Origin of the sequence: Curtobacterium sp. PhB170 (assembly GCF_003752345.1) — a bacterium.
Taxonomy (GTDB): Bacteria; Actinomycetota; Actinomycetes; order Actinomycetales; family Microbacteriaceae; genus Curtobacterium.
The window spans coordinates 414,300-434,613 of the sequence record NZ_RJUM01000009.1 but is presented as its reverse complement, the minus strand read 5'-3'; the positions used below and the strand labels follow the sequence as shown (position 1 = coordinate 434,613).

At 71.3% G+C, this 20,314-nt stretch carries 18 protein-coding genes; 8 read left to right on the top strand and 10 right to left on the bottom strand.

The window, feature by feature from the left end:
* Positions 1-206 precede the first annotated feature (206 nt).
* Entirely contained in the window at positions 207-1,268 is a 1,062-nt protein-coding gene (locus EDF40_RS06255) for an NADP-dependent oxidoreductase (RefSeq protein WP_123338741.1), read from the top strand.
* A 51-nt stretch (positions 1,269-1,319) separates the two neighbouring features.
* Here the strand turns inward: EDF40_RS06255 and EDF40_RS06250 are convergent, their stop codons facing one another.
* Genes EDF40_RS06250 through EDF40_RS06240 form a run of 3 tightly spaced genes read right to left on the bottom strand, consistent with a single transcriptional unit; the run spans position 1,320 to position 4,262 of the window.
* On the bottom strand, positions 1,320-2,198 hold the full coding sequence (locus EDF40_RS06250) for an ABC transporter permease (RefSeq protein ID WP_185002826.1): 879 nt from the start codon (positions 2,196-2,198) through the stop codon (positions 1,320-1,322).
* A complete protein-coding gene (locus EDF40_RS06245; protein WP_260212516.1) occupies positions 2,185-3,171 on the bottom strand; it encodes an ABC transporter ATP-binding protein in 987 nt (328 codons plus the stop codon). The genes EDF40_RS06250 and EDF40_RS06245 overlap by 14 nt, the downstream gene beginning before the upstream one ends.
* Positions 3,172-3,185: 14 nt before the next feature.
* Positions 3,186-4,262, bottom strand: a complete 1,077-nt coding sequence (locus EDF40_RS06240; RefSeq protein ID WP_185002824.1) for a sigma-E factor regulatory protein RseB domain-containing protein — start codon at positions 4,260-4,262, stop codon at positions 3,186-3,188.
* A 139-nt stretch (positions 4,263-4,401) separates the two neighbouring features.
* On the opposite strand from EDF40_RS06240, the gene EDF40_RS06235 reads away from it, so the two are divergent.
* Positions 4,402-5,883: an FGGY-family carbohydrate kinase gene (locus EDF40_RS06235; protein ID WP_123339036.1), complete on the top strand. Its 1,482-nt coding sequence runs from the start codon at positions 4,402-4,404 to the stop codon at positions 5,881-5,883.
* Between the two features lie 86 nt (positions 5,884-5,969).
* On the opposite strand, the gene EDF40_RS06230 is transcribed toward EDF40_RS06235, so the two are convergent.
* Genes EDF40_RS06230 through EDF40_RS06215 form a run of 4 tightly spaced genes read right to left on the bottom strand, consistent with a single transcriptional unit; the run spans position 5,970 to position 10,677 of the window.
* Complete coding sequence (locus EDF40_RS06230) at positions 5,970-6,452, bottom strand: ribose-5-phosphate isomerase (protein WP_123338743.1); 483 nt, start codon at positions 6,450-6,452, stop codon at positions 5,970-5,972.
* Positions 6,449-8,191 (bottom strand): dihydroxyacetone kinase family protein, encoded by a 1,743-nt coding sequence (locus EDF40_RS06225; RefSeq protein ID WP_123338744.1) that lies wholly within the window; start codon positions 8,189-8,191, stop codon positions 6,449-6,451. The genes EDF40_RS06230 and EDF40_RS06225 overlap by 4 nt, the downstream gene beginning before the upstream one ends.
* Before the next feature lie 11 nt (positions 8,192-8,202).
* Positions 8,203-9,519 (bottom strand): MFS transporter, encoded by a 1,317-nt coding sequence (locus EDF40_RS06220; RefSeq protein ID WP_221180442.1) that lies wholly within the window; start codon positions 9,517-9,519, stop codon positions 8,203-8,205.
* Between the two features lie 27 nt (positions 9,520-9,546).
* On the bottom strand, positions 9,547-10,677 hold the full coding sequence (locus EDF40_RS06215; protein ID WP_123338746.1) for a zinc-binding dehydrogenase: 1,131 nt from the start codon (positions 10,675-10,677) through the stop codon (positions 9,547-9,549).
* A 105-nt stretch (positions 10,678-10,782) separates the two neighbouring features.
* Between EDF40_RS06215 and EDF40_RS06210 the strand changes: the two genes are divergently transcribed.
* Both EDF40_RS06210 and EDF40_RS06205 read left to right on the top strand, forming a co-directional pair.
* Positions 10,783-11,727: a GolD/DthD family dehydrogenase gene (locus EDF40_RS06210; protein WP_123338747.1), complete on the top strand. Its 945-nt coding sequence runs from the start codon at positions 10,783-10,785 to the stop codon at positions 11,725-11,727.
* Between the two features lie 25 nt (positions 11,728-11,752).
* Positions 11,753-12,715, top strand: coding sequence for a sugar-binding transcriptional regulator (locus EDF40_RS06205; RefSeq protein ID WP_123338748.1), 963 nt, complete (start codon positions 11,753-11,755; stop codon positions 12,713-12,715).
* A gap of 126 nt (positions 12,716-12,841) precedes the next feature.
* Here the strand turns inward: EDF40_RS06205 and EDF40_RS06200 are convergent, their stop codons facing one another.
* Positions 12,842-13,366, bottom strand: coding sequence for a DinB family protein (locus EDF40_RS06200; protein ID WP_123338749.1), 525 nt, complete (start codon positions 13,364-13,366; stop codon positions 12,842-12,844).
* A gap of 210 nt (positions 13,367-13,576) precedes the next feature.
* Between EDF40_RS06200 and EDF40_RS06195 the strand changes: the two genes are divergently transcribed.
* Positions 13,577-15,109: an MFS transporter gene (locus tag EDF40_RS06195; RefSeq protein ID WP_123338750.1), complete on the top strand. Its 1,533-nt coding sequence runs from the start codon at positions 13,577-13,579 to the stop codon at positions 15,107-15,109.
* Between the two features lie 198 nt (positions 15,110-15,307).
* On the opposite strand, the gene EDF40_RS06190 is transcribed toward EDF40_RS06195, so the two are convergent.
* A complete protein-coding gene (locus tag EDF40_RS06190; RefSeq protein ID WP_123338751.1) occupies positions 15,308-16,336 on the bottom strand; it encodes a GTP-binding protein in 1,029 nt (342 codons plus the stop codon).
* Between the two features lie 57 nt (positions 16,337-16,393).
* Between EDF40_RS06190 and ykgO the strand changes: the two genes are divergently transcribed.
* On the top strand, positions 16,394-16,516 hold the full coding sequence (gene ykgO / locus EDF40_RS06185; protein ID WP_022905672.1) for a type B 50S ribosomal protein L36: 123 nt from the start codon (positions 16,394-16,396) through the stop codon (positions 16,514-16,516).
* 28 nt (positions 16,517-16,544) lie between these two features.
* Positions 16,545-17,201 carry a histidine phosphatase family protein gene (locus tag EDF40_RS06180; RefSeq protein WP_123338752.1) on the top strand — a complete coding sequence of 219 codons (657 nt, stop codon included), beginning with the start codon at positions 16,545-16,547 and terminating at the stop codon, positions 17,199-17,201.
* Positions 17,202-17,361: 160 nt separating this feature from the next.
* Here the strand turns inward: EDF40_RS06180 and EDF40_RS06175 are convergent, their stop codons facing one another.
* Positions 17,362-19,122, bottom strand: a complete 1,761-nt coding sequence (locus EDF40_RS06175; protein WP_123338753.1) for a glycerol-3-phosphate dehydrogenase/oxidase — start codon at positions 19,120-19,122, stop codon at positions 17,362-17,364.
* Positions 19,123-19,313: 191 nt separating this feature from the next.
* Here EDF40_RS06175 and EDF40_RS06170 point away from each other — a divergent pair, with 191 nt between their 5' ends.
* Positions 19,314-20,276 (top strand): sugar-binding transcriptional regulator, encoded by a 963-nt coding sequence (locus EDF40_RS06170; protein WP_165901120.1) that lies wholly within the window; start codon positions 19,314-19,316, stop codon positions 20,274-20,276.
* Positions 20,277-20,314: the final 38 nt, after the last annotated feature.

Below are 20,314 nucleotides of genomic sequence, written 5' to 3'. Positions count from 1 at the left end.
CAGCCGGCAAGCACTGAGCAGCCGGCGTGCAGTGAGCATGCGAGGCGCACTGGACGTGCGCGACCGACGGACGGGAGGCCCGTGGCGACGCCGCCACGGGCCTCCCGTCCGCTCGTCGGTACAGCCCACTGCCGGTACCCCGCCTGCTCGGGCTGCACGCGGGGAAACCGAGTAGGCCGGAGGCACACGCCAGCGAAGGAGCACCCATGCGGAACGGCAAGGCAGTCCAGTACGACCGGTACGGCGACTTCAGCGTGGTCGAGCTCGTCCCGCAGGAGAAGCCGACGGCCGGCCCCGGCGAGATCGTCGTCGAGATCGTCGCCGCCGGGTTGAACCACATCGAGCGCTTCCTGCGCGAGGGGAAGCTCCGGGACCACATCGAGCTCGAGTTCCCGGCACGGCAGGGCGTCGACTTCGCCGGCATCGTCCGGGCGCGGGGCGACGGCGTGAAGGACCTGCGGGTCGGTGACGAGGTCATGGGGCACGCACCCCAGGGCGGCTCGCACGCGAACTGGATCGCGGTGCCGCGTGGTGCCGTCATCAAGAAGCCGGAGTACGTCGGGTGGGAGGTCGCCGGTGGTCTGTACCTGGCCGGGTGCACGGCGGTGTCGGTGGTGCGATCGCTCCGCCTCGGACCGGACGACACCGTCGTCATCACCGCTGCAGCTGGCGGTGTCGGCCACATCGAGAGCCAGCTGGCGCACGACGCCGGTGCGACCGTGATCACCCTCGGCAGTGCGCGCAACCACGACTACCTGCGGCAGATCGGCACGCTGCCGGTCGTGTACGGCGAGGGCGAGGAGGACCGCATCCGAGCGATCGCGGACGGCCGACCGATCACCGCCTTCATCGACAACCACGGGGAGAGCAACGCCGAGCTCCTGGCGGAACGCCTCGGGGTCGGGGCCGAGCGCTTCGTGTCGTCGGACGAACGCCGCGACATCGAGCTCCGGTTCCTGCGCGCCCCGGCAGAGGACGAGGAGACCCGGGAACTCCTGACCCTGCTGGCGAAGGCCCTGCAGGAACGTCGTTTCCAGGTGCTCATCTCGGGCTTCTACCCGTTCGAGTACATCGTCGAGGCGTACGAGGACCTCGCCGAGATGAAGTCACGCGGCAAGGTCGTCATCGGGATGCAGACGGTCGAGACCGGGGCGCGGCTCGACTGGTACCGCTCCGAGAAGGCCCGCGACCTGCGGGACCGGTACGCGGATGCGCGCGGCTCGGAGGCGGAGACGATGGCGGGCGGCTCAGCGACCCCGGCGAGCTGACGGCGGTCGGGCCCGGCGGTCAGACCCGGCGGTCGGGCCCGGCGGTCGGGCTCAGCTCAGGATGTCCTTCGAGGCGAACCGGCTGTACGCCAGCGCGCCGAACACGACGACGTAGCCGAGCTGCAGCAGCGCGTTCGACCCGAACGAGTCGAACGAGATCGGGTCGCGGAGCAGGTCGCCGAACTCCAGCCACTGGTGCGAGAACAGGTACGGGTGCAGCCAGTCGAGCTGGGGGAGCTGGTCGAGGACCTGGGAGGCCCCGGCCAGCACCACCGTCGCGGCCATCGCCCCGACCGGCACGTTCGTCAGCGTCGACGCGAACATGCCGATCGCCACGAGTCCGAGCATCGACATCGCCACGTACAGGGCGAGGAGCAGTGCCCGACCGGCGTACGACGCTCCGCCGACCTGGGTGCCGGACAGCAGGGTGACCGGACCGATCGGGAACAGCACGGCACCGATCGCCGCACCGACGAGCACCACGAGCAGCGTCGCTGCCAAGCAGAACGCGACCGCGCCGGCGAACTTGACCAGGATGAACCGCACCCGGCCGGTCGGGGCGACGAGCAGGTAGCGGATGGTGCCGTGGCTGGCCTCGCCCGCGACGGTGTCGCCCGCGACCACGCCGACCGTGAGCGGCAGGAACAGCGGGATCGACACCGTCAACGCGGTGAACGCCACGAACAGGCCGTTGTTGGTGATGTCGCCGAGGAACGCCGGGCCGCCGTCGTCACCGTCGGTCGTCAGCTTCACGGCGACCGCGATCAGGACGGGGACGAGCGCGAGCGCCCCGAGCATCGCCCAGGTCCGGCGGCGGCGGAACACCAGCGCGAGTTCGGAGCCGAGCAGGGCGAAGGGACGCTGGCGGCGCGGTGTCTCGGCACCGGCGTCGGCGGCGGGCAGTGCACGGGCAGTGTCAGGCAGCGACATCGAAGCCCTCTCCGGTGAGCGCGACGAACAGGTCCTCGAGCGTGCCGCCGCCGACCGTCAGCCCACGGACGCGGACGTCGGCGCGGACGAGTTCGGCGGTGATGGTCTCGGGCAGCAGCTCGTGCGGCAGGTCGGCGACCAGGACGTCCGCGCCGCCGTCGTGCCGGGGGACGAGCCCGAGCCGGCTCAGCACGCTGCCGGCCTGCCCGACGTCGGGCGTGCGGACGGTCACGGTGCGCGCCCCGGCCGAACGGAGTTCGTCGAGCTCGCCCTGTGCCACGAGCTTGCCGGTGCGCATCACCGCGGCGTGGGTGCAGACCTGCTCGATCTCGGCGAGCAGGTGGCTCGACACGAACACCGTCGTGCCGTCGTCCGCCAGGGACCGGATGAGGTTGCGGACCTCGCGCGTGCCCTGCGGGTCGAGGCCGTTCGTCGGCTCGTCGAGCACCAGCAGGTCGCGCGGGGAGAGCAGTGCGTTCGCCAGGCCCAGTCGCTGCTTCATGCCGAGCGAGTACGCGTGCGCCTTCTTGTCCGCCGCGTGTGTCAGGCCGACCCGGTCGAGGGCACTGGCCACGCGGGCCTTGCGGGTGCGCGGGTCCGACGTGGGGTCCGCCGCGTCGAAGCGCTGCAGGTTCGCGCGCCCGGACAGGTACGGGTAGAAGGCCGGCCCCTCGACCAGGGCACCGACGCGCGGCAGCACCTGGTGGAGCGCCTTCGGCATCGACTGGCCGAGCACCTCGATCGTGCCGCCGGTCGCGCTCGACAGCCCGAGGAGCATCCGGATCGTGGTCGTCTTGCCGGAGCCGTTCGGCCCGAGGAACCCGAACACCGCACCGCGCGGCACCGACAGGTCGATGCCGTCGACGGCGCGTTGCTTGCGGAAGACCTTCTGGAGGCCCGTGGTGCGGATCGCGAGCTCGGTGCCCGTGGTCGGACGGGTCGCGTCCACGGCGGCCGGTGCCGTCGTGCACACGGGTTCCGGTGTGCTCACTTCGCGGCGGCGACCAGCGACGACACCGGCACGGCGCCGGCGAGGACCCGGCCGTCGTCGGTCAGGTAGACCGACACGAGCGAGGTCTGGACGGCACGGCCGCCGTCGACGGCCTTCGTGAGCTGGCCGAGCAGGCCCGACGCCTCGTCACCGAGGGACGACTGGTCCACCGTGCCGGCGGGGAGCTCGGCGATCGTGCCCCAGCCCTCGCCCGTGAAGGTCGGCTCGTCACCATCGTGCGCGCCGCGGGCGTGGTCGCTCTTCGCGTGCGCACCGTGCTCGGCGTCGGACAGGTCCTTCTCGGTGACCTTCGCGTTCGACGGGGGCGTGAAGTCGAAGAGCCGCGCGGCCGGGGCGCCGTAGTCGAGGCTCGTGAACCCGACCTGCACCGCGGGGTCGTCCTGCCCGGCGGCCTGGATGGTCGCGCGCAGCGGCAGCCCGGTCTGCTGGTCGACCGCCAGTCGGACCGTGCCGACCAGGGTGTCGGAGGACTTCGGCGTCAGCGTGATCTGCCAGGCGTCGTGACCCGCGACGCTGACCTCGGTCGGCTTCGAGACCGTGGTGCTCGGGGTGATGGCGTCGATGGCCTGCTCGGCGATGTCGGTCGGCGTGGTGGTGCCGTCCTGCGGGTCCTTCGCCGAGTCGGAGGGGAGGGTCACGTGCGTGGCCGTGCGCTCCTTCGAGTCCCAGGTCCAGACCTCGGACCCGTTGCGGACCACGTCCTGCTCGGCGAGCTGCTGTGTCAGCTGGACACGCTGCTTGTCGGCGCCGTCGACGTACACGCGGGCGGTGTGCGACGAGGTGAGCAGCCCGAGCACGTCCGAGGCGTCGCCCTCGAGTGAGGAGCCGCCGGAACCGGTCGGCAGTTCGGGGAGTCCGAGGTCGCTCGACTGCGAGAGCTTGCCGGAGTACTGCGCGTCCGAGGACTTCGCGATGCTGGCGATGACGTCGGCCGCGGTCGGGTTCGTCCCCGCGATCGGGTCGTTCGCCGCGTTCGCGATCATCGGGGCGGCGACGGCGCCGGCGACGACCACCGGCGCGATGACTGCTGGCAGCCAGGCTGACTTCTTCATCGGGTTCCCCTCGTGGAGCATCGGAGTCGTGAGTACGGTACGTCCGGCCCCCGACAGGACGCTGGGCGTCGACGGATCGCGATCGTTCGTAGACTCGGGAGGCGACCGACGGCGGTCGTGTGGCGGCGAAGGAGGCGGCATGCGGGCGGTGCTCGGTCTGGACATCGGGACGTCGAGCACGAAGGCGCTGCTGGCCCGGTTCGACGGCACCGTGATCGCCGAGGTGAGCCGCCGACACGAGGTCGACCGTCCCGAGCAGGGATTGGTCGAGATGGATGCGGCCGTGTGGTGGGACGAATTCACGACGTTGACGCACGAGCTCCTCGCGCTCGTCCCCGATGCCGACGTGCAGGCGGTGGGGGTGAGCGGCATCGGCCCCTGCGTCCTGCTGACCGACGACGCGGGTGATCCGCTGCGCCCGGCGGTCCTGTACGGCGTCGACACCCGGACGGCCGACCTGCTCGACGAGGTCACGGCCGAGCTCGGGGGCGAGGATGCGATCCGTGCTCGCTGCGGCTCTGCATTGAGCACCCAGGCCGCCGGGGCGAAGCTCGCGTGGGTCGCCCGCCACGAGCCCGACGTCTGGGAGCGGGCGGTCCGGTTCACGATGCCAGCGTCCCGCGTGGTGGAGCTGCTGACGGGGGAGTACGTCCTCGACCACCACTCGGCCAGCCAGACCACGCCGCTCTACGACGTCCACGAGAACACTTGGATCACCGAGTGGTGCGAGCAGCTCGCGCCCGGCCTGCCCATGCCGCGGCTGCTGTGGTCCGGCGACCAGGCGGGCGTGGTGACGCGCGAGGCGGCCGCGGCCACGGGCCTCCCGGTCGGTATCCCCGTGACGGCCGGGACCATCGACGCGTGGGCGGAGGGCGTGAGTGTCGGGGAGTCCGTGCCGGGCCGGATGTTCCTGCAGTACGGCACCACGATGTTCATGATCGCGCCGACCGCCGAGCCGACGCCGGTGCCGGGCATGTGGACGACGGTCGGGACGCACCCGGGGCAGCCGAGCGTGTCGGGTGGGATGGCGACCTCCGGGGCGATCACCGACTGGCTGCGTCGGCTGGTCGACGGCGAGTGGCCGACGATGCTCGAAGAGGCTCGGTGCGCCGGGATCGGCGCGAACGGGCTGCTGATGCTGCCGTACTTCGCGGGGGAGCGGACGCCCATCGCCGATCCGGACGCGCGCGGGGTGATCGCCGGGCTGACGGTGCGGCACACGCGTGGGGACATCTACCGAGCGACGCTCGAGGCGACGGCCTACGCGGTCCGGCACAACGTCGAGGTGCTGCGTGCGGCCGGGGTCGAGGTCCGCGAACTCGTCGGGGCCGGCGGCGGGTTGCTCGGACGGCTCTGGCCGACGATCGTGAGCGACGTGACCGGGCTGCGACAGACGGTGCCGAGCGTGACGATCGGGGCGTGTTACGGCTCGGCGTACCTGGCAGCGCAGCTCGTGGCCGAAGCGGGCGACCCCGTCGACATCACCGCGTGGAACCCGCCGGCCACCGTCATCGAGCCGGATCCGGCGGCGACGGCGGCCTACGAGGCCGGGTACCGCGACTACCGCGAGCTCTACGAGGCGACGAAGGCCGTCGTGCACCGGTTGGCCGCGCGCAGCTGACCGTTCGACCCCGCGCAACGGACACAGCACCGCGCAGATGCACGGTGCTGTGTCCGGAACCTGGTTCCGCGGGAGTGCGCTCGCGCCTACGCCGGGGCGTCGACGCCGGCCGGGGCGCTGCCGTCGTACTCGCAGATGGCCTGGACCTTCGAGGCGCTCGCGCTCGTTCGGTCGAACTCGTAGCCCAACCACTCCTTCGCCATCCGGCGCGCGACCTCGACGCCGACGACGCGCTGGCCCATGCAGAGGACCTGGGCGTCGTTCGACAGGACCGAACGCTCGACGCTGAACGAGTCGTGCGCCGTGACGGCCCGGATGCCGGGGACCTTGTTCGCCGCGATCGCGACGCCGAGGCCGGTGCCGCAGATCAGGATCGCGCGGTCTGCCTCGCCGTTCGCCACGAGTCGCGCCGCATCGACGGCCACGTGCGGGTAGGCGGTGTGCCCGTCCGCGTCGACACCGACGTCGACGACCGACGCCACCCGCGGGTCTGCCTGCAGGTCCTGCTTGATGATCTCCTTGTAGTCGAACCCGGCATCGTCCGAGCCGATCACGAGACGGTACGTCATGCGTGTGTTCCTTCCAGTTCGTTCGCACGGGCAGCGAGGACCTCGCCGACCCGCGTGAGGATCATCCCCATCGAGGTGGCACCCGCGTCGGGTGTCCCCAGGCTCTTCTCCGCCAGCGGTCGGGCGCGCCCGACCTTCGGCGTGAGGTCGGCTGTCTTGTCGGCCTCGTCACGAGCGACTTCCGCTGCAGCCTGCCACGCGTCGGTGAGCGAGGAGCCAGCCGACACCGAGGTCCGCAGTGCATCCACGAACGGCAGCAGTGCGTCGAGCAGCGTCTTGTCCCCGCGGGACGCTCCGCCCAGGTGGACGATCGAGTCGGCGAAGGCCTGCGCGGCCTCGGCGACGTCGGACGCCTCGTACGCGGAACGGTCGTCGCGCAGCGACCGTCCGAAGGCCTCGAGTGCCGCACCCCACAGGACTCCCGAGGTGCCGCCCGCGAACTCGGCCCACGCGTCACCGGCGCGTCCGAGGACGAAGGCGACCCCTGCCTCCTGGCCGACCCGGTCGACCGCCTTCCGGGCCGCGCCGATCCCCTTGACCATGCCGCGTCCGTGGTCGCCGTCGCCAGCGACGGCGTCGATGCGGCCGAGCTCCTGCTCGTGCTCCCGCAGGAGCGCGTCGATCGCCTCGATCGCGTCGCGTGCCGTCTGCGCGGCCTGCCGGGAGGCATCACTCGCGTCCGGTACGGCCGTCGCCTCGTCCTCGGCGTCGTCCACGGCGTCGGCCGGCAGCAACGCCGCGATCGGCGCGGCAGCCTTGCGGTAGGCCGGCGTGTAGGTGTCGGCGCGCCACAGGGGGTCGAGCTCGTCGTCGAGCCACTGCAGGGTCAGCGAGCAGCCGCCCATGTCGAGGCTTGTGACGAGTTCGCCGACCTCGGGTTCGACGATCTCGAGGCCGGCGTCCTGCAGCAGCGGGAGCACGCGTCCCCAGAGCAGGAACAGTTCCTCGTACTTCGTGTCGCCGAGGCCGTTCAGGATCGGGGCGACCCGGGTGCCCGCGCTCGCCGGTCGGTCGGCGAGCAGCCGTTCGACGAGCAGCGCCGCGAGTTCGGTGGCGCGGAGCAGTGGGACGTCCTCGATGCCGGGTTCACCGTGGATGCCGAGCCCGAGTCCGAGGTGCCCCTCGGGCACGGTGAAGAGCGGCTCGGTGGCGCCGGGCATGGTGCACCCGGAGAACGCGACACCGATCGTGCGGGTGGCGGCGTTCGATGCGTTGCCGAGGCGCTCGACCTCGTCGAGGTCCGCGCCTGCGGCGGCCGCGGCACCCATTGCCTTGAAGACCGAGAAGTCCCCGGCGATGCCACGGCGCTTCGACTCCTCGTCGGCGCTCGCGATGTCGTCCGTGACCACGACGATCCGGGTGTCGATGCCCTCGGCACGCAGCCGCTCGGCGGCGAGCCCGAAGTTCATCGTGTCACCGGCGTAGTTGCCGAACGACAGCACGACGCCCTTCCCCTGGTCGGCCGCCTTGGCGACCGAGTACACCTGCGCGGTCGACGGCGAGGTGAAGACGTTGCCGACGACGGCGCCGGTGGCGAACCCCGGGCCGACGATCCCGCAGAACGCGGGGTAGTGGCCGGAACCGCCGCCGACGACCACCGCGACCTGGGGGTCGGCGCCGTCGGTGGGCAGGGCGACGACGCCGCCGTGGACGCCGCGGACGCGGTCGGCGTAGAGCGCGAGCCAGCCGGCGAGCTGGTCCTCGGCGAACTCGTCGGGGGCGTCGTGGATCGTGGTCATGCTCGAGTCCTTCAGTGGGAGGTACGGGTGCCCTGCGGCACCTTGAGGAAGTGGATCATCACGAACGCGCAGGCGTACAGACCGACGAAGGTCCAGGTCGCGGCCTGACCGCCACCGCCGAGCGCGAAGACCGCTGCGACCACACCGGTGCCGAGGAACGCCGCGCCACCGGCCGCCGTCGTGTACATCGCCATCGCGGCGCCCTTGTGCTCGGGGGCGAGCGCCGGCATGATCGCGCCCATCGGCACGAAGCCGGCGAGCAGGCAACCGAACACGCAGCCGGCGATGACGGAGAGCACGTAGCCCCAGTCCGAGCCGGCGGGGACGAGTTGCGGGACGTACCACCAGGCGATGAGGCCGAGGGCGGACCCGACGATGCCGAACCACTTGACGGTGCGCTGCCAGCCGATCTTGTCGCCGACCCAGCCGAACAGGGCGTTCACCAGGATGTTCGTCGCGTAGACGCACACGGTCATGAGCAGCCAGCGGCTCTGGCCCCACCCGCGCTCGTTCGCGATCACGGCGGGCAGGACGACGAACATGCCGAACTCGGGCGCGGTGTTGATCAGGCGGACCAGGAAGCCCATCAGGATCTTCGGCCGGGTGACGGTCAGGCGGATGCCGCTCGTCAGCACCTGCCAGGCGCTCTCGCCGGCCGGGGCGATGCGGGAGAACCCGTTCGGCAGCCGGACGCCGAACAGCATGATGAGGAACCCGACGACGACCAGGCCGATCGAGGCGACCATCGCGCCGGTCTCACCGATCGTGCCGCCGCCGAACACCGGGATGGCGCCGATCGCGAAGAGGGAACCGAGCGTCGGCAGACCACCCGTGAAGGCGACGTAGAACCAGCCGACCGCCGAACCGTTCCGCTCGACCGGAGTGGTGATGTTCACCCAGACCAGGAACGCGAAGGCGAAGAGCGGGTAGCCGAAGCCCCGGACGGCGTAGGCGACGGCCGCGAACGGCACACTGCCGATGTTCAGCGCGAGCAGGAACAGCACCTCGAAGACGACCCAGACGGCGAACCCGAGGATCATCACCCGACGCGGCCCGATCAGGTCGGAGAGGGCGCCGGAGACGTAGCTGCCGATCAGGGCGGCGAGGCTGTAGAAGGTCACGATCGTCGCGACGGTGGCCTCGGGGCTGCCGAGGACCGCGACCATGTGCGGGGTGATGAAGTTCGACTCGACGCCGTTCCCGGTCATGAAGACCAGGACGGCGACGAACCCGAGGGCGAGCGGGCGGGGGATCCCCATCCGGTCGAGGCGGCCCTCGGCGCGAGGGGTCGTGGGCGCACCGGTGGCGCGCTGTGTCGTCGTTGACATGCTTGCTGACTCCAGGGGTCGGCGGGCTCAGGCCTGCAGGGACGGGAGGATCGAGACCTTGACGCTCGCGCCGGCGGAGTCGCCGACCAGGTCGAGGGCCTCTTGGAACCGCTCGAGCGGGAACTGGTGCGTGCAGATCTCCGACATCGGCAGGGTCTCGGCCTCGAGCAGCTTGATCGCCGCCGGCCAGGTGTGCGGGCCGAGGTGGGCACCCCGGACGTCGAGCTCCTTGTCGTCCGAGATGATCGACCAGTCGACGGAGACGGCGTCCTTGAACACGGAGTACTCGACGAAGGTGCCGAGCTTGCGCAGCAGGTTGAGGCCCTGCGGGACCGCGGACGGGTGGCCGGTCGCCTCGATGTAGACGTCGGCGCCGTACCCGTCGGTGAGCTCCTTGACCCGGGCGACGGCGTCGTCCTCGGCGATGTTGATCGTCAGGTCCGCGCCGACCTTGCGTGCCAGCTCGAGCTTCGCCTCGACCACGTCGAGGGCGATGATCCGGAGCGGGTTCTTCTGTCGAGCACCGGCGATCGCGGAGAGGCCGATCGGTCCGGCGCCGGCGATCACGACGGTGTCGCCGAACTTGATGTCGCCCCGCTCGACGGCGTGGAACGCGCAGGACAGCGGCTCGGCGAACGCGGCGACCTGACCGGGCAGGGCGCTCGACACCGGGTGGGTCAGGGCCTTGGCGGGCACGAGCACGTACTCGGCCATCGCGCCGTCGTAGCCCTTGAAGCCGAACATGTCGTGGACGTTGCACATCCAGTACGCGCCCTCGAGGCAGTACCGGCACTCCCAGCACGGCACGATCTGCTCGCACGCGATGCGGTCCCCGAGCGAGACCTTCCGCTTCGCCAGGGTGTCGTCGTCGCCGGAGACGATCGTGCCGACGAACTCGTGCCCGGGAATGCGGTCCGTCTCGGCCCAGGCGGCGCGGTTCTCGTCACCCCAGAACTTCGCGGCGCCGTGGTAGCACTTCAGGTCGCTCGCGCAGATGCCGACGGCGTCGGTGCGGAGGAGGAGCTCGCCGGGGCCGGGCGTCGGTACGGGGCGTTCCTCGAGCCGGTAGTCGCCCGGGCCGTGGACGACGACGGCTCGCATCGTCGTGGGGATGGTCGTGGTGGCGGACGTGGCCGCGTTCTCGGTCGTCGTCGACATGCGCTGCTCCTTCGTTGGATGGCTTCGGCGACGACTGTACACCTCGCGGAACGTTTGTCCAGAACACAATTTCTGCTAGGTTCGACCCGACGCAAAGGAGCGAACATGACGACCAGCAGCACCACCGACTTCGCCGCGGCCCTGCGCCCGGGCCCGGACACCGTCGACCTGACGAACGACTTCACCGGCCGCACCGCGGTGGTGACCGGCGGCGTGTCCGGCATCGGGAACGCCATCGCTCGGGCACTCGCCGGACGGGGTGCGCGGGTCGCGATCGTCGACGTCCGTGGGGACGGCGCCACGGCGGCGGCGGCCGACCTGCCGGCTGCGACCGATGCCCCGGGCGCGGCCGACCTGCCGGCTGCGACCGATGTGCCGGGCGCGGCCGACCTGCCGGGCGCGCCCGATGCGCCGGGCGTGGCCGACCTGCCGGCGGCGACCGATGCGCCGGGCGCGGCCACGGGCCTCCATGCCGGGTTCGGCTGCGACGTGACGGACGAGACGTCCGTGGCGCGCACCGTCGCCGACGTCGTCGCGCACTTCGGTCGCGTCGACGTGCTCGTCAACTGCGCCGGGATCGCCGCACTCGCTCCGGCGGACGAACTGTCCGCCGAGACCTGGTCGAGGACGATCGACGTCAACCTGACCGGCACCTTCCGCGTCGCCCAGGCCGTCGGTCGGCACATGCTCGCCGCCGGGTACGGGCGCGTGGTGAACATCGCCTCGCAGGCCGCCCACGTCGGCATCGACGGGCACGCCGCGTACTGCGCCTCGAAGGCGGGCGTCATCGGCCTCACCCGGGTCCTCGCGCTCGAGTGGGGCGGTCGCGGCGTCACCGTCAACACCGTGTCGCCGACCGTCGTCCTCACCGACCTCGGCCGTGCCGCGTGGGCGAACGAGAACGGCATCCGGCACCAGGACGAGATCCCCACCGGCCGCTTCGCCACCCCCGACGAGATCGCCGCCGCGGTGCTGTTCCTGGCGGGGGAGTCGAGCGCGATGGTGAACGGCGCCGACCTCCGGGTGGACGGCGGGTTCACGATCCGCTGACGTGTGCCGGGGATACGATCGGCGCATGTCCGCCGAGAACCCTGCCGCCGAGGGTGCCCGGACCCGGTTCCCGCTCGACACCGTGTACCAGGCGGCTCGGATGTACTACCTCGAGGACGCCACCCAGGTCGAGATCGCCTCGCGCCTGGGTGTCTCGCGTCCGACGGTGTCGCGGCTCGTGGCCGAGGCGCGCAAGGCCGGACTCGTCCGCATCGAGGTCGTCGACCCGTTCCAGGACGAGACCGTCGCGCTCGCCGAACGGCTGCAGGTCGTGCTCGGCATCCGAGCGGTGCACCTGGCCGCCGTCACGCACACCGCCACGCTCGGCGCCGACCTCGCCGCGCCCCTCGCCGCAGCGGTCGAGGGCATGGGGCTCGTCCCCGGCGACGCCGTCCTGATGTCGTCGGGCCGCACGGTGTACGACGTCGCACACGCCGGCATGCCGAGCCTGCCCGGCGTGCAGCTCGTCCCGACGGTGGGCGGCCAGGCCGACCCGATGCCGTGGTTCCAGACGAACGAGATCACCCGGACCGCTGCGGAGCACTCCGGAGCGATCCCCGCCTTCCTGTTCGCGCAGGCTCTGCCGTCGCCGGCGATGCGCTCCTCACTCGACGAGGACCCGGCCTTCCAGCACGTCGTCGGGCTCTGGGGCCGGGCGAAGGGCGCGATCCTCGGCATCGGGGCACCGACCCCGACGCGTGACGCGCTGGCACGGGGTGTCCCCGTCGAGGACGCCGCGTTCGACCGCGCCGCCGGTGACGTCTGCCTCAACTTCTACGCCGCGGACGGCTCGCCCATCGAGTTCCCCGGCAGCGACCGGATGGTCCGGACCTCACGAGAGGTCCTGTCCGGTGTGCCGCACGCCGTCGGCGTCGCCGTCGGCAGCGCCAAGGTCGGCAGCATCGTCGGCGCGGTGCGCGGGGGACTCGTCAACGAGCTGGTGTCGGACGCCGCGACGGCCCGCGCCGTGCTCGACGCGCTCGCCTGAGCGGTCTGCTCGGCGCCTGGCAGGTGCGCGTTCCTTCCCAGAACGGGCGCGATGGAAGGCGCTTTCGGGCATACCTGGTCGTTTCTTCGTGGCAGGTACGCCCGATTCGGGCAGGTACGCCCGAACCTAGTGCGTGCGCCGCACGTCCCACAGGTGGTGGACGGGGTCGTGCGCGTAGTAGGTGGCGAGCGTCGCGACGGTGAAGGCGCTGCCGTCCGACCGCAGTCCGGTGCGCTCGAGCTGGTCGTCACGGACCTCGTCGAACGCCCGCGCTGCCCGGTGTGCGGCCTCGCCGAGCTCCCGGACGACGACGGCCGGGTCCTGCTCGCCGTACCGGTCCTGGACTGCGGTGGCGTCCTGGTCCCAGTTCGGGAACGTCGGGGCGTCCTCGGCGAGCATCAGGGCGAGCCGCTCGGTCATCTTCCGGTGCACGTCGCGCACGTGGGCGCCGTACTCGAGTGCCGACCAGGTGTGGTCGTCGGGACGCTCGCGCACGTCATCCCGGCCGAGTTCGGTCGGCCACGCGGTCGTGTTCGCGTCGATGATCCCCGGCACGTCGCGGATCGACACCGTGGTGCCGTCGTAGCCGCACTCGGGGCAGGTGCCCTCGATGACCCAGGTCCAGCTCTTCGTCTCGGGTTCGATCGCCATGCGCCGATGTTATGTCCTCGTTACTCAGCCTGGCGGATCCGCAGCCGCATGCGGATCGGGCCCTCCCCCCGTTCGGGTGACACGCCGCTGCCTGGGAATCACCGGCCAATGACATTTCGGTCGCTCGGTAACGTCGCTCGCTGTTCCTGAGCCGGTCTCCACCGGCCCGAGCCGGTCCCTGCCGGCTCGTCACGATCCTCGAGGAGAGACATGGGCTCCGATCCCAGCCATACCCCGACCCGGCCGCACCGACGTCTGCGCGAGAGCGACGTCACCGTGGTCGACAAGAGCATGATGCGCCGCGCGGTGAGCGGCATGGTCGTCGGCAACACGATGGAGTGGTACGACGTCGGCGTCTACGGCTACCTGGCGGTCACGATGGGGAAGGTCTTCCTGCCGACCGCCGAGCCTGCCGTGCAGATCCTGTTCAGCCTCGGTGTCTTCGCTGCGACGTACATCGCCCGTCCGCTCGGCGGCATCGTCTTCGGCCGTCTCGGCGACCGCATCGGGCGCCAGAAGGTGCTCGCGACGACGCTCATCATGATGGCGGCGTCGACGTTCCTCATCGGTGCGCTGCCCGCCTACGCGACGATCGGGGTGTTCGCACCGATCGTGCTCGTCGTGCTGAAGCTGGCGCAGGGGTTCTCCACCGGCGGTGAGTACGCCGGTGCGACGACCTTCGTGACCGAGTACGCCCCGGACCGTCGCCGCGGGTTCTTCGCGAGCATCCTGGACTTCGGCAGCTACCTGGGCTTCGCGCTCGGTGCGACCGTGGTCTCGGTGCTGCAGATCACCCTCGGCGAGGACGCGATGGTCGCCTACGGCTGGCGCTTCCCGTTCCTGGCGGCCGGTGTGATCGGCGTCGTCGCGATCTGGTTCCGTCTGCGCATCGAGGAGTCGCCGGTGTTCCAGGCGACCCAGGCCGCGCAGGAGGCCGCGTCCGAGACCCGCGCGTCCTTCGACGGGGAGCGTCCCGCGAACGTGCTCGTGATGGTCCGGGACCACTGGCGGCCGATCGTCATCGCGATCATGCTCGTCGCGGCGTCGAACACCGTCGGGTACGCCCTGACCTCGTACATGCCGACCTACCTGACCGACTCGCTCGGGTACTCCCCGCTCGACGGCACACTGCTGACGATCCCGGTGCTCCTGCTGCTGGCGGTCATGCTCCCGCTCACCGGCAAGCTGTCCGACAAGCTCGGTCGACGCGTCGTGATGTGGATCGGTGCCGCGACGACCGTGGTGCTCGTCGTGCCGGCGTTCATGCTGATCGGGCACGGTGCGCAGTGGTCCACGCTCGCCGGGCTCGGGCTGCTCGCACTGATGACCGCGCTGTGGGTGTCGAACCAGGCGGCGTCGCTGCCGGCGCTGTTCCCGACCTCGACGCGGTACGGCGGCATGGGTTTCGCCTACAACATCGCCATCGCCGTCTTCGGTGGGACCACGCCCCTGATCGTGCAGGCGCTGCTGACCGTGACCGGGGACGAGCTCGCCCCGGCGTACTTCCTGATGGCGATGAGCGTCGTCGGTGCGATCGGTGTCTTCTGCATGAAGGAGTCCTCGCGGCGTCCGCTGCCGGGTTCGATGCCGGCGGTGGAGACCGAGGCCGAGGCGAAGGAGCTCGTGCTCACACAGGACACGAACCCGAACCTGGACCTGGGGGACCTGCCGTTCGCCGCCCAGGACGCTGCCGCCCGGGCCGCGGGCGACGCCGCCGAGGCCGAAGCCGTGCCGGCGCGCTGACGCTGGGGGGCGCTCGCGGGTCGCTCGACTCGGAACGACGAGGTCGATGTCGTACGACATCGGCCTCGTCGTTCGTTGCACGCGCGCGCCGTTGCACGGGAGTGGGAACGACATCGTGGTCGTCGCACGACGTCGAGGATGTCGTTCGGAGTCGGAGTCGGAGTCGGAGTCGGAGTCGGAGCAGGCGCCGCTCCCGCGTCACTCGTGCCGGTGCTCGGACGCCGGGTCCACCGCCGGCCACACGGGGAACGGGTCCGCCCACCCGCGCCACAGTTCCGGCCCGGCCAGCAGCTCCGGCGGCGTGAGCAGTGCGCCGTCGAGGGCTCGTTCGATCGCCCGCACGTCGAGCCGCTCGCCGACGAACCACAGCGCCTGCCCGATCGGGGCGTCGGCGTCCCACGACGGGTTCGCGGTGGGGTCGAGCGCGAGCATCGCCCCGAAGCTCGACCACGAGCCGACGTGGTCCGGGCGTGATGCCAGCCGGAAGAACCCCTTCGAGCGGAGCACCCGGCCCGAGGCCCCGGCGGCCAGGTCCCGCTCGATCACGGTGGCCAGTCGCCCGGGGTGGAACGGCAGGGGCTCCCGGTAGCGCATCGCGACCAGGTCGTCGCGGGCATCCCGGCCGGTGTCGGCTCCGCTCGACAGGGCGCGCATCCACCCGGCGCCCGAGGTCAGGACCCGAGCGGCCCCGCCGTTCGAGGCGGGCAGGTCGCGCGCGGTCCGGAGGGCGGGCAGCGCCACGATCACGGCCTGCGGCGCGAGCCGGTGCAGCAGTGCGACCAGTGCGCGACGGCGGCGCAGGGAGAGTGGCGCGAGACGGTCGAGCGCGATGACGGTCGCGTACTCGACGAGGGATGCCACCCGGTCGGCGGCCACGAACGCGTCGTCGACGTCGGACCACAGCAGTTGTGCGACGTCGTCGGCGCGCAGTACCCCGACCACGTGTCGGAGCACCCGGTCGTCTCCGGTCTCGCTCCGGGCGGCGTTCGCGAGCATCATGCCCACGGCGCGGGCGTCGGAGCCGGGTCGCAGGGTGACGACGAGGCCGTGGTCGGCGTCGGGGCCGCAGGCGCGGTCGAGGTGGTCGGCCCGCTCGGCGACCGCGCGGGCCGCGGCGAACGCACTCCCGTCCACGTGCATCCGGTGCCCGGTGGTGATCCGGGCGGCGACGCGGTCGGCGTCGGCCTCGTGGAGGGCGGTGACGAGGGTGATGGCAGCAGCACGCATGTCGGGTACCCTACCTGAAAACCGTTCTCAACAAGAGAGCACTGACGGAGGAGAACCATGAAGGTCCGCAACTCGCTCAAGGCACTGAAGAAGATCCCGGGCTCGCAGGTCGTCCGTCGCCGCGGCCGGGTCTACGTCATCAACAAGCAGAACCCCCGCTGGAACACCCGCCAGGGCTGACGTCGGCGGTGGTCCGTAGGGTGGATCCATGCGACTGCTGCTCATCCGCCACGGCCAGACCCCCGCGAACGTGAACGGTGTCCTCGACGCCGTGGTGCCCGGACCCGGCCTGACCGAGCTCGGCCAGCAGCAGGCGGACGCCCTGCCGGCAGCCCTGGCCGACCGGGGGATCGAGCGGCTCTTCGCCTCCACCATGGTCCGGACGCAGATCACCGCGGCACCCCTGGCGGCGTCGCTCGGGCTCGAGCCCGTCGTGCTGCCCGGTCTGCGTGAGATCGAGGCCGGGGACACCCAGGGCAAGAGCGACACGGTGTCCGTGCAGCTGTACATCTCGACGGTGCACGGCTGGTCCGGCGGGGACCGCACGACCCGGATGCCCGGCGCGGAGAGCGGGCTCGAGTTCTTCGAGCGGTACGACGACGCCGTGCGGCAGATCGAGGCCACCGGCGTCGGCGTGGCGGCGGCCGTGAGTCACGGTGCGGCGATCCGTACCTGGGCGAGCGCGGCCGCCGACAACACCCCTGACCACTTCGGCACCAAGCGCCACCTGGAGAACACCGGCATCGTCGAGCTCGAGGGGTCCTTCGCCGACGGCTGGCACCTGGTCGACTGGGAGGGTGAGCCGATCGGTGGTGACCAGCTCATCGACCGCACTGCGCTGGACCCGACCGGCGAGCGGTTCTGACGCGCGATCGCGACCGGGCGAACGGAACGAGACCAGACGAACGACGGGAGGTGGGCCCCACCCGCCGGTACCGGCGCACCGCGCCAGCGGGGTGACGGCCGAGACGGGAGGGACGGTACCAGCTGGTACCGGGCCTCCCGTCCGAATGCGGTCGCGTCGACTACGCGAGCTGCGACGCCGACGCCTGTGCCGTTGCGGACGTCAGCGGCACGATCACGCGGTGCGCCTCGCGCAGCACGTCGAGCGTGCGCTGGACCTCGTCCGCGCGCTCCTCGGGCGTCCAGTCGAGCGCCCCGGCGAGCACGTCGGCCAGCTCGTCGAGCAGGTCGATCGTGACACCGCCGACGAACGCGAGGTTCGTGCGGCGCAGCACCACGTCGACCAGGTGGACGGCCTGCTCGTGCTCGGCGAAGTACGCGACCTCGGCGCGGGTGAGCGACGGGTCGGACTCGAGCGCCTCGACGGGGCCGTCGGTCAGGACGTCCACGACCTCGGAGGCACGGGTGCCGTAGCGCTCCAGCAGGCCTTCGACCAGGGACTCGTCCAGACCGTCACGGTGCGAGGTGATCCACAGGGCGCGCTGTGCGTCGGTGGTCGGGAACTCCTTGCCACCGCCGATCGCCATGCCGGTGGTGTCGACCTTGCGGGTCATCCCGAGCTTCGTGGTGGCCTCGGTCGACAGGTGTGCGGCGAGGGCGCGGAACGTCGTCCACTTGCCGCCGACGAGCGACAGCACGGTCGAGTCCGGCAGTCCGGCGATCTGCGTGTCCACGATCCGGTAGTCACGCGACACGAAGCCGGGGGCGGTGTCCTCGTGGCGGGGGAGCGGGCGGATGCCGGAGTAGCTGTAGACGATGTGGTCGCGGGTGACGTCGATCTGCGGGAACACGTGCTTCACGAGCCCGAAGAAGTAGTCGATCTCCTCGTCGGTGGTCGTGACCGGCTTCGAGGGGTCGGCGTCGATGTCGGTCGTGCCGATGAGGACCCGGCCCTTGAGCGGGTAGATGAGGACGATGCGTCCGTCGTCGTTCTCGAAGAACAGCTCGCGGCCCTTGGTGGCCTCGAGCAGCTCGTCGTTCTGGACGACGATGTGCGAGCCCTTCGTGCCGCCCATGAACTTCGTCTCACCGCCGAACGCCTCGTTCGTCAGGTCGGTCCAGGGGCCGGACGCGTTGATGACGACCTCGGCGGTGAACACGAACTCCTCGCCGGTCTCGCGGTCGCGCAGCAGCACGCCGCCGTCGCGGGTGCCGGCTGCCTCGACGTAGTTCGTCGCGCGGGCGGTCGCGGCGGAGCCGGTCCCGGTGCCCGCGGCGATGCCGTCCTTGAGGACGTCGAGGGCCAGGCGCTCGGGCTCGTGCACGCTCGCGTCGTAGTAGGTGCCCGTGTACTTCAGGTCCTTGTTGAGGGCGGGCATGTCCTCGAGCGCGGCCTTCTTGGTGCGGAAGACGTGCTTCGGGACGGAGCCGCCGTCGCGCGAGAAGGAGTCGTAGATCGTCATGCCGATCTTGATGAGCATCGCGCCGCGCTCCTTGGTGGAGCGCTGCTTGTGCGTCAGCATGCGCAGCGGGGCGTTCATGATGCCGGAGAACGTCGAGAAGATCGGCATCGTCGTCTGCAGCGGCTTGACGTAGTGCGGGGCGATGCGGATGAGGCCGTTGCGCTCCTGGACGCTCTCGCGCACCAGGCGGAACTCGCCGTTCTCGAGGTAGCGGATGCCGCCGTGGATCATGTGGCTCGACGCAGCGGACGCACCGGAGGCGTAGTCGCCGCGCTCGACCAGGGCGACGTCGACGCCCTGCAGCGCGAGGTCGCGGAACGTGGCGATGCCGTTGATGCCGCCGCCGACGACGAGGACCTGCGCGTTCGGGCGCTCGGTGAGGGCGGTCACCGTGTTCCGGGGCTGTGTCTTCTTCGACATGGTTCGTCGCTTCCTTCGTCGGTTCTCGTGGTCAGGATCGATCGTGCGCTGGTTTGGGAGGTCGGGCAACTTGCGTGCACGAACGTGCAGCACACGTGTCGTGCGCTCCGATCCGGGGGCCGGGAGGCGCGACAGGGGTTGCAGAGGCCGTGCACGTCCGTGCATGGTTGCGTTCGACAGATCGGAGCACCATGAGCGATGCGGCTCAGCCCATGCGCACGCAGCAGGCGCTGCGCGCCGCCCACCTGTACTACCTGCAGGACCTGACGATGGACGCCATCGCGGACGAACTCGCGACCTCGCGCTCCTCGGTGTCGCGTCTGCTGAAGTACGCCAGGGACACCGGCCTCGTCGACATCCAGATCCGCTCACCCTTGGACCAGGCCGCCGCGCTGAGCCGCAGCATCCGTTCGCGGTTCGGCGTGCACGCGCACGTCGTCCCGGTGCCGGACCACACGAGCGACGTCGACCGCCTGGAACGGGTCGCCCTGTCCGCCGCCCGGATCCTGACGCAGTACGTCGAGTCGAACATGGTGATCGGGATCTCGTGGGGCTCGACGGTGAGCGCGGTCAGCCGGTACCTCGTGCCGAAGACCACGCACGGGTCGACCATCGTGCAGATCAACGGCGCCGCGAACACCCGGACCACGGGCATCGTCTACGCCTCGGAGATCCTGCGGCGGTTCGGCGAGGCCTACGGCGCGTTCGTGCAGCAGTTCCCGGTGCCCGCGTTCTTCGACGACCCCGCCACGAAGGAGGCGCTGTTCCGCGAGCGCTCGATCCGCCGCGTGCTCGACCTGCACGAGCGGATGGACCTGGTCGTGTTCGGGGTGGGCGCCCCGCAGGCCCCGGTGCCGTCGCACGTGTACTCCGGCGGCTACCTCGACCCCGCCGACCGCGACGAGCTCACGAAGGCCCAGGTCGTCGGGGACGTCTCGACCGTGTTCTACCGGGCCGACGGGTCGTGGCGGGACATCGGCGTGAACGCACGCGCCGGCGGGCCGGACCTCGACACCATCAAGCGCGCTCCGCGTCGGGTCTGCGTCGTCGCGGGCCGGTCGAAGGCCGCGTCGTTGCGGGGTGCGCTGGCGTCCGGGCTCGTCACGGACCTGATCCTGGACGAGAGCGTCGGGCAGGCGATCCTGCAGCCCTGAGTCAGGATGTGACCCGGTTCTGTCGGGGGCGCCGGGTA

Bases quoted from the DNA above. Each gene is read 5' to 3' on its own strand.
- EDF40_RS06255 (WP_123338741.1), top strand. From the start codon at position 207: ATGCGGAACGGCAAGGCAGTCCAGTACGACCGGTACGGCGACTTCAGC.
- EDF40_RS06250 (WP_185002826.1), bottom strand. From the start codon at position 2,198: ATGTCGCTGCCTGACACTGCCCGTGCACTGCCCGCCGCCGACGCCGGT.
- EDF40_RS06240 (WP_185002824.1), bottom strand. From the start codon at position 4,262: ATGAAGAAGTCAGCCTGGCTGCCAGCAGTCATCGCGCCGGTGGTCGTC.
- EDF40_RS06235 (WP_123339036.1), top strand. From the start codon at position 4,402: ATGCGGGCGGTGCTCGGTCTGGACATCGGGACGTCGAGCACGAAGGCG.
- EDF40_RS06230 (WP_123338743.1), bottom strand. From the start codon at position 6,452: ATGACGTACCGTCTCGTGATCGGCTCGGACGATGCCGGGTTCGACTAC.
- EDF40_RS06225 (WP_123338744.1), bottom strand. From the start codon at position 8,191: ATGACCACGATCCACGACGCCCCCGACGAGTTCGCCGAGGACCAGCTC.
- EDF40_RS06220 (WP_221180442.1), bottom strand. From the start codon at position 9,519: ATGTCAACGACGACACAGCGCGCCACCGGTGCGCCCACGACCCCTCGC.
- EDF40_RS06215 (WP_123338746.1), bottom strand. From the start codon at position 10,677: ATGTCGACGACGACCGAGAACGCGGCCACGTCCGCCACCACGACCATC.
- EDF40_RS06210 (WP_123338747.1), top strand. From the start codon at position 10,783: ATGACGACCAGCAGCACCACCGACTTCGCCGCGGCCCTGCGCCCGGGC.
- EDF40_RS06205 (WP_123338748.1), top strand. From the start codon at position 11,753: ATGTCCGCCGAGAACCCTGCCGCCGAGGGTGCCCGGACCCGGTTCCCG.
- EDF40_RS06200 (WP_123338749.1), bottom strand. From the start codon at position 13,366: ATGGCGATCGAACCCGAGACGAAGAGCTGGACCTGGGTCATCGAGGGC.
- EDF40_RS06195 (WP_123338750.1), top strand. From the start codon at position 13,577: ATGGGCTCCGATCCCAGCCATACCCCGACCCGGCCGCACCGACGTCTG.
- EDF40_RS06190 (WP_123338751.1), bottom strand. From the start codon at position 16,336: ATGCGTGCTGCTGCCATCACCCTCGTCACCGCCCTCCACGAGGCCGAC.
- ykgO (WP_022905672.1), top strand. From the start codon at position 16,394: ATGAAGGTCCGCAACTCGCTCAAGGCACTGAAGAAGATCCCGGGCTCG.
- EDF40_RS06180 (WP_123338752.1), top strand. From the start codon at position 16,545: ATGCGACTGCTGCTCATCCGCCACGGCCAGACCCCCGCGAACGTGAAC.
- EDF40_RS06175 (WP_123338753.1), bottom strand. From the start codon at position 19,122: ATGTCGAAGAAGACACAGCCCCGGAACACGGTGACCGCCCTCACCGAG.
- EDF40_RS06170 (WP_165901120.1), top strand. From the start codon at position 19,314: ATGAGCGATGCGGCTCAGCCCATGCGCACGCAGCAGGCGCTGCGCGCC.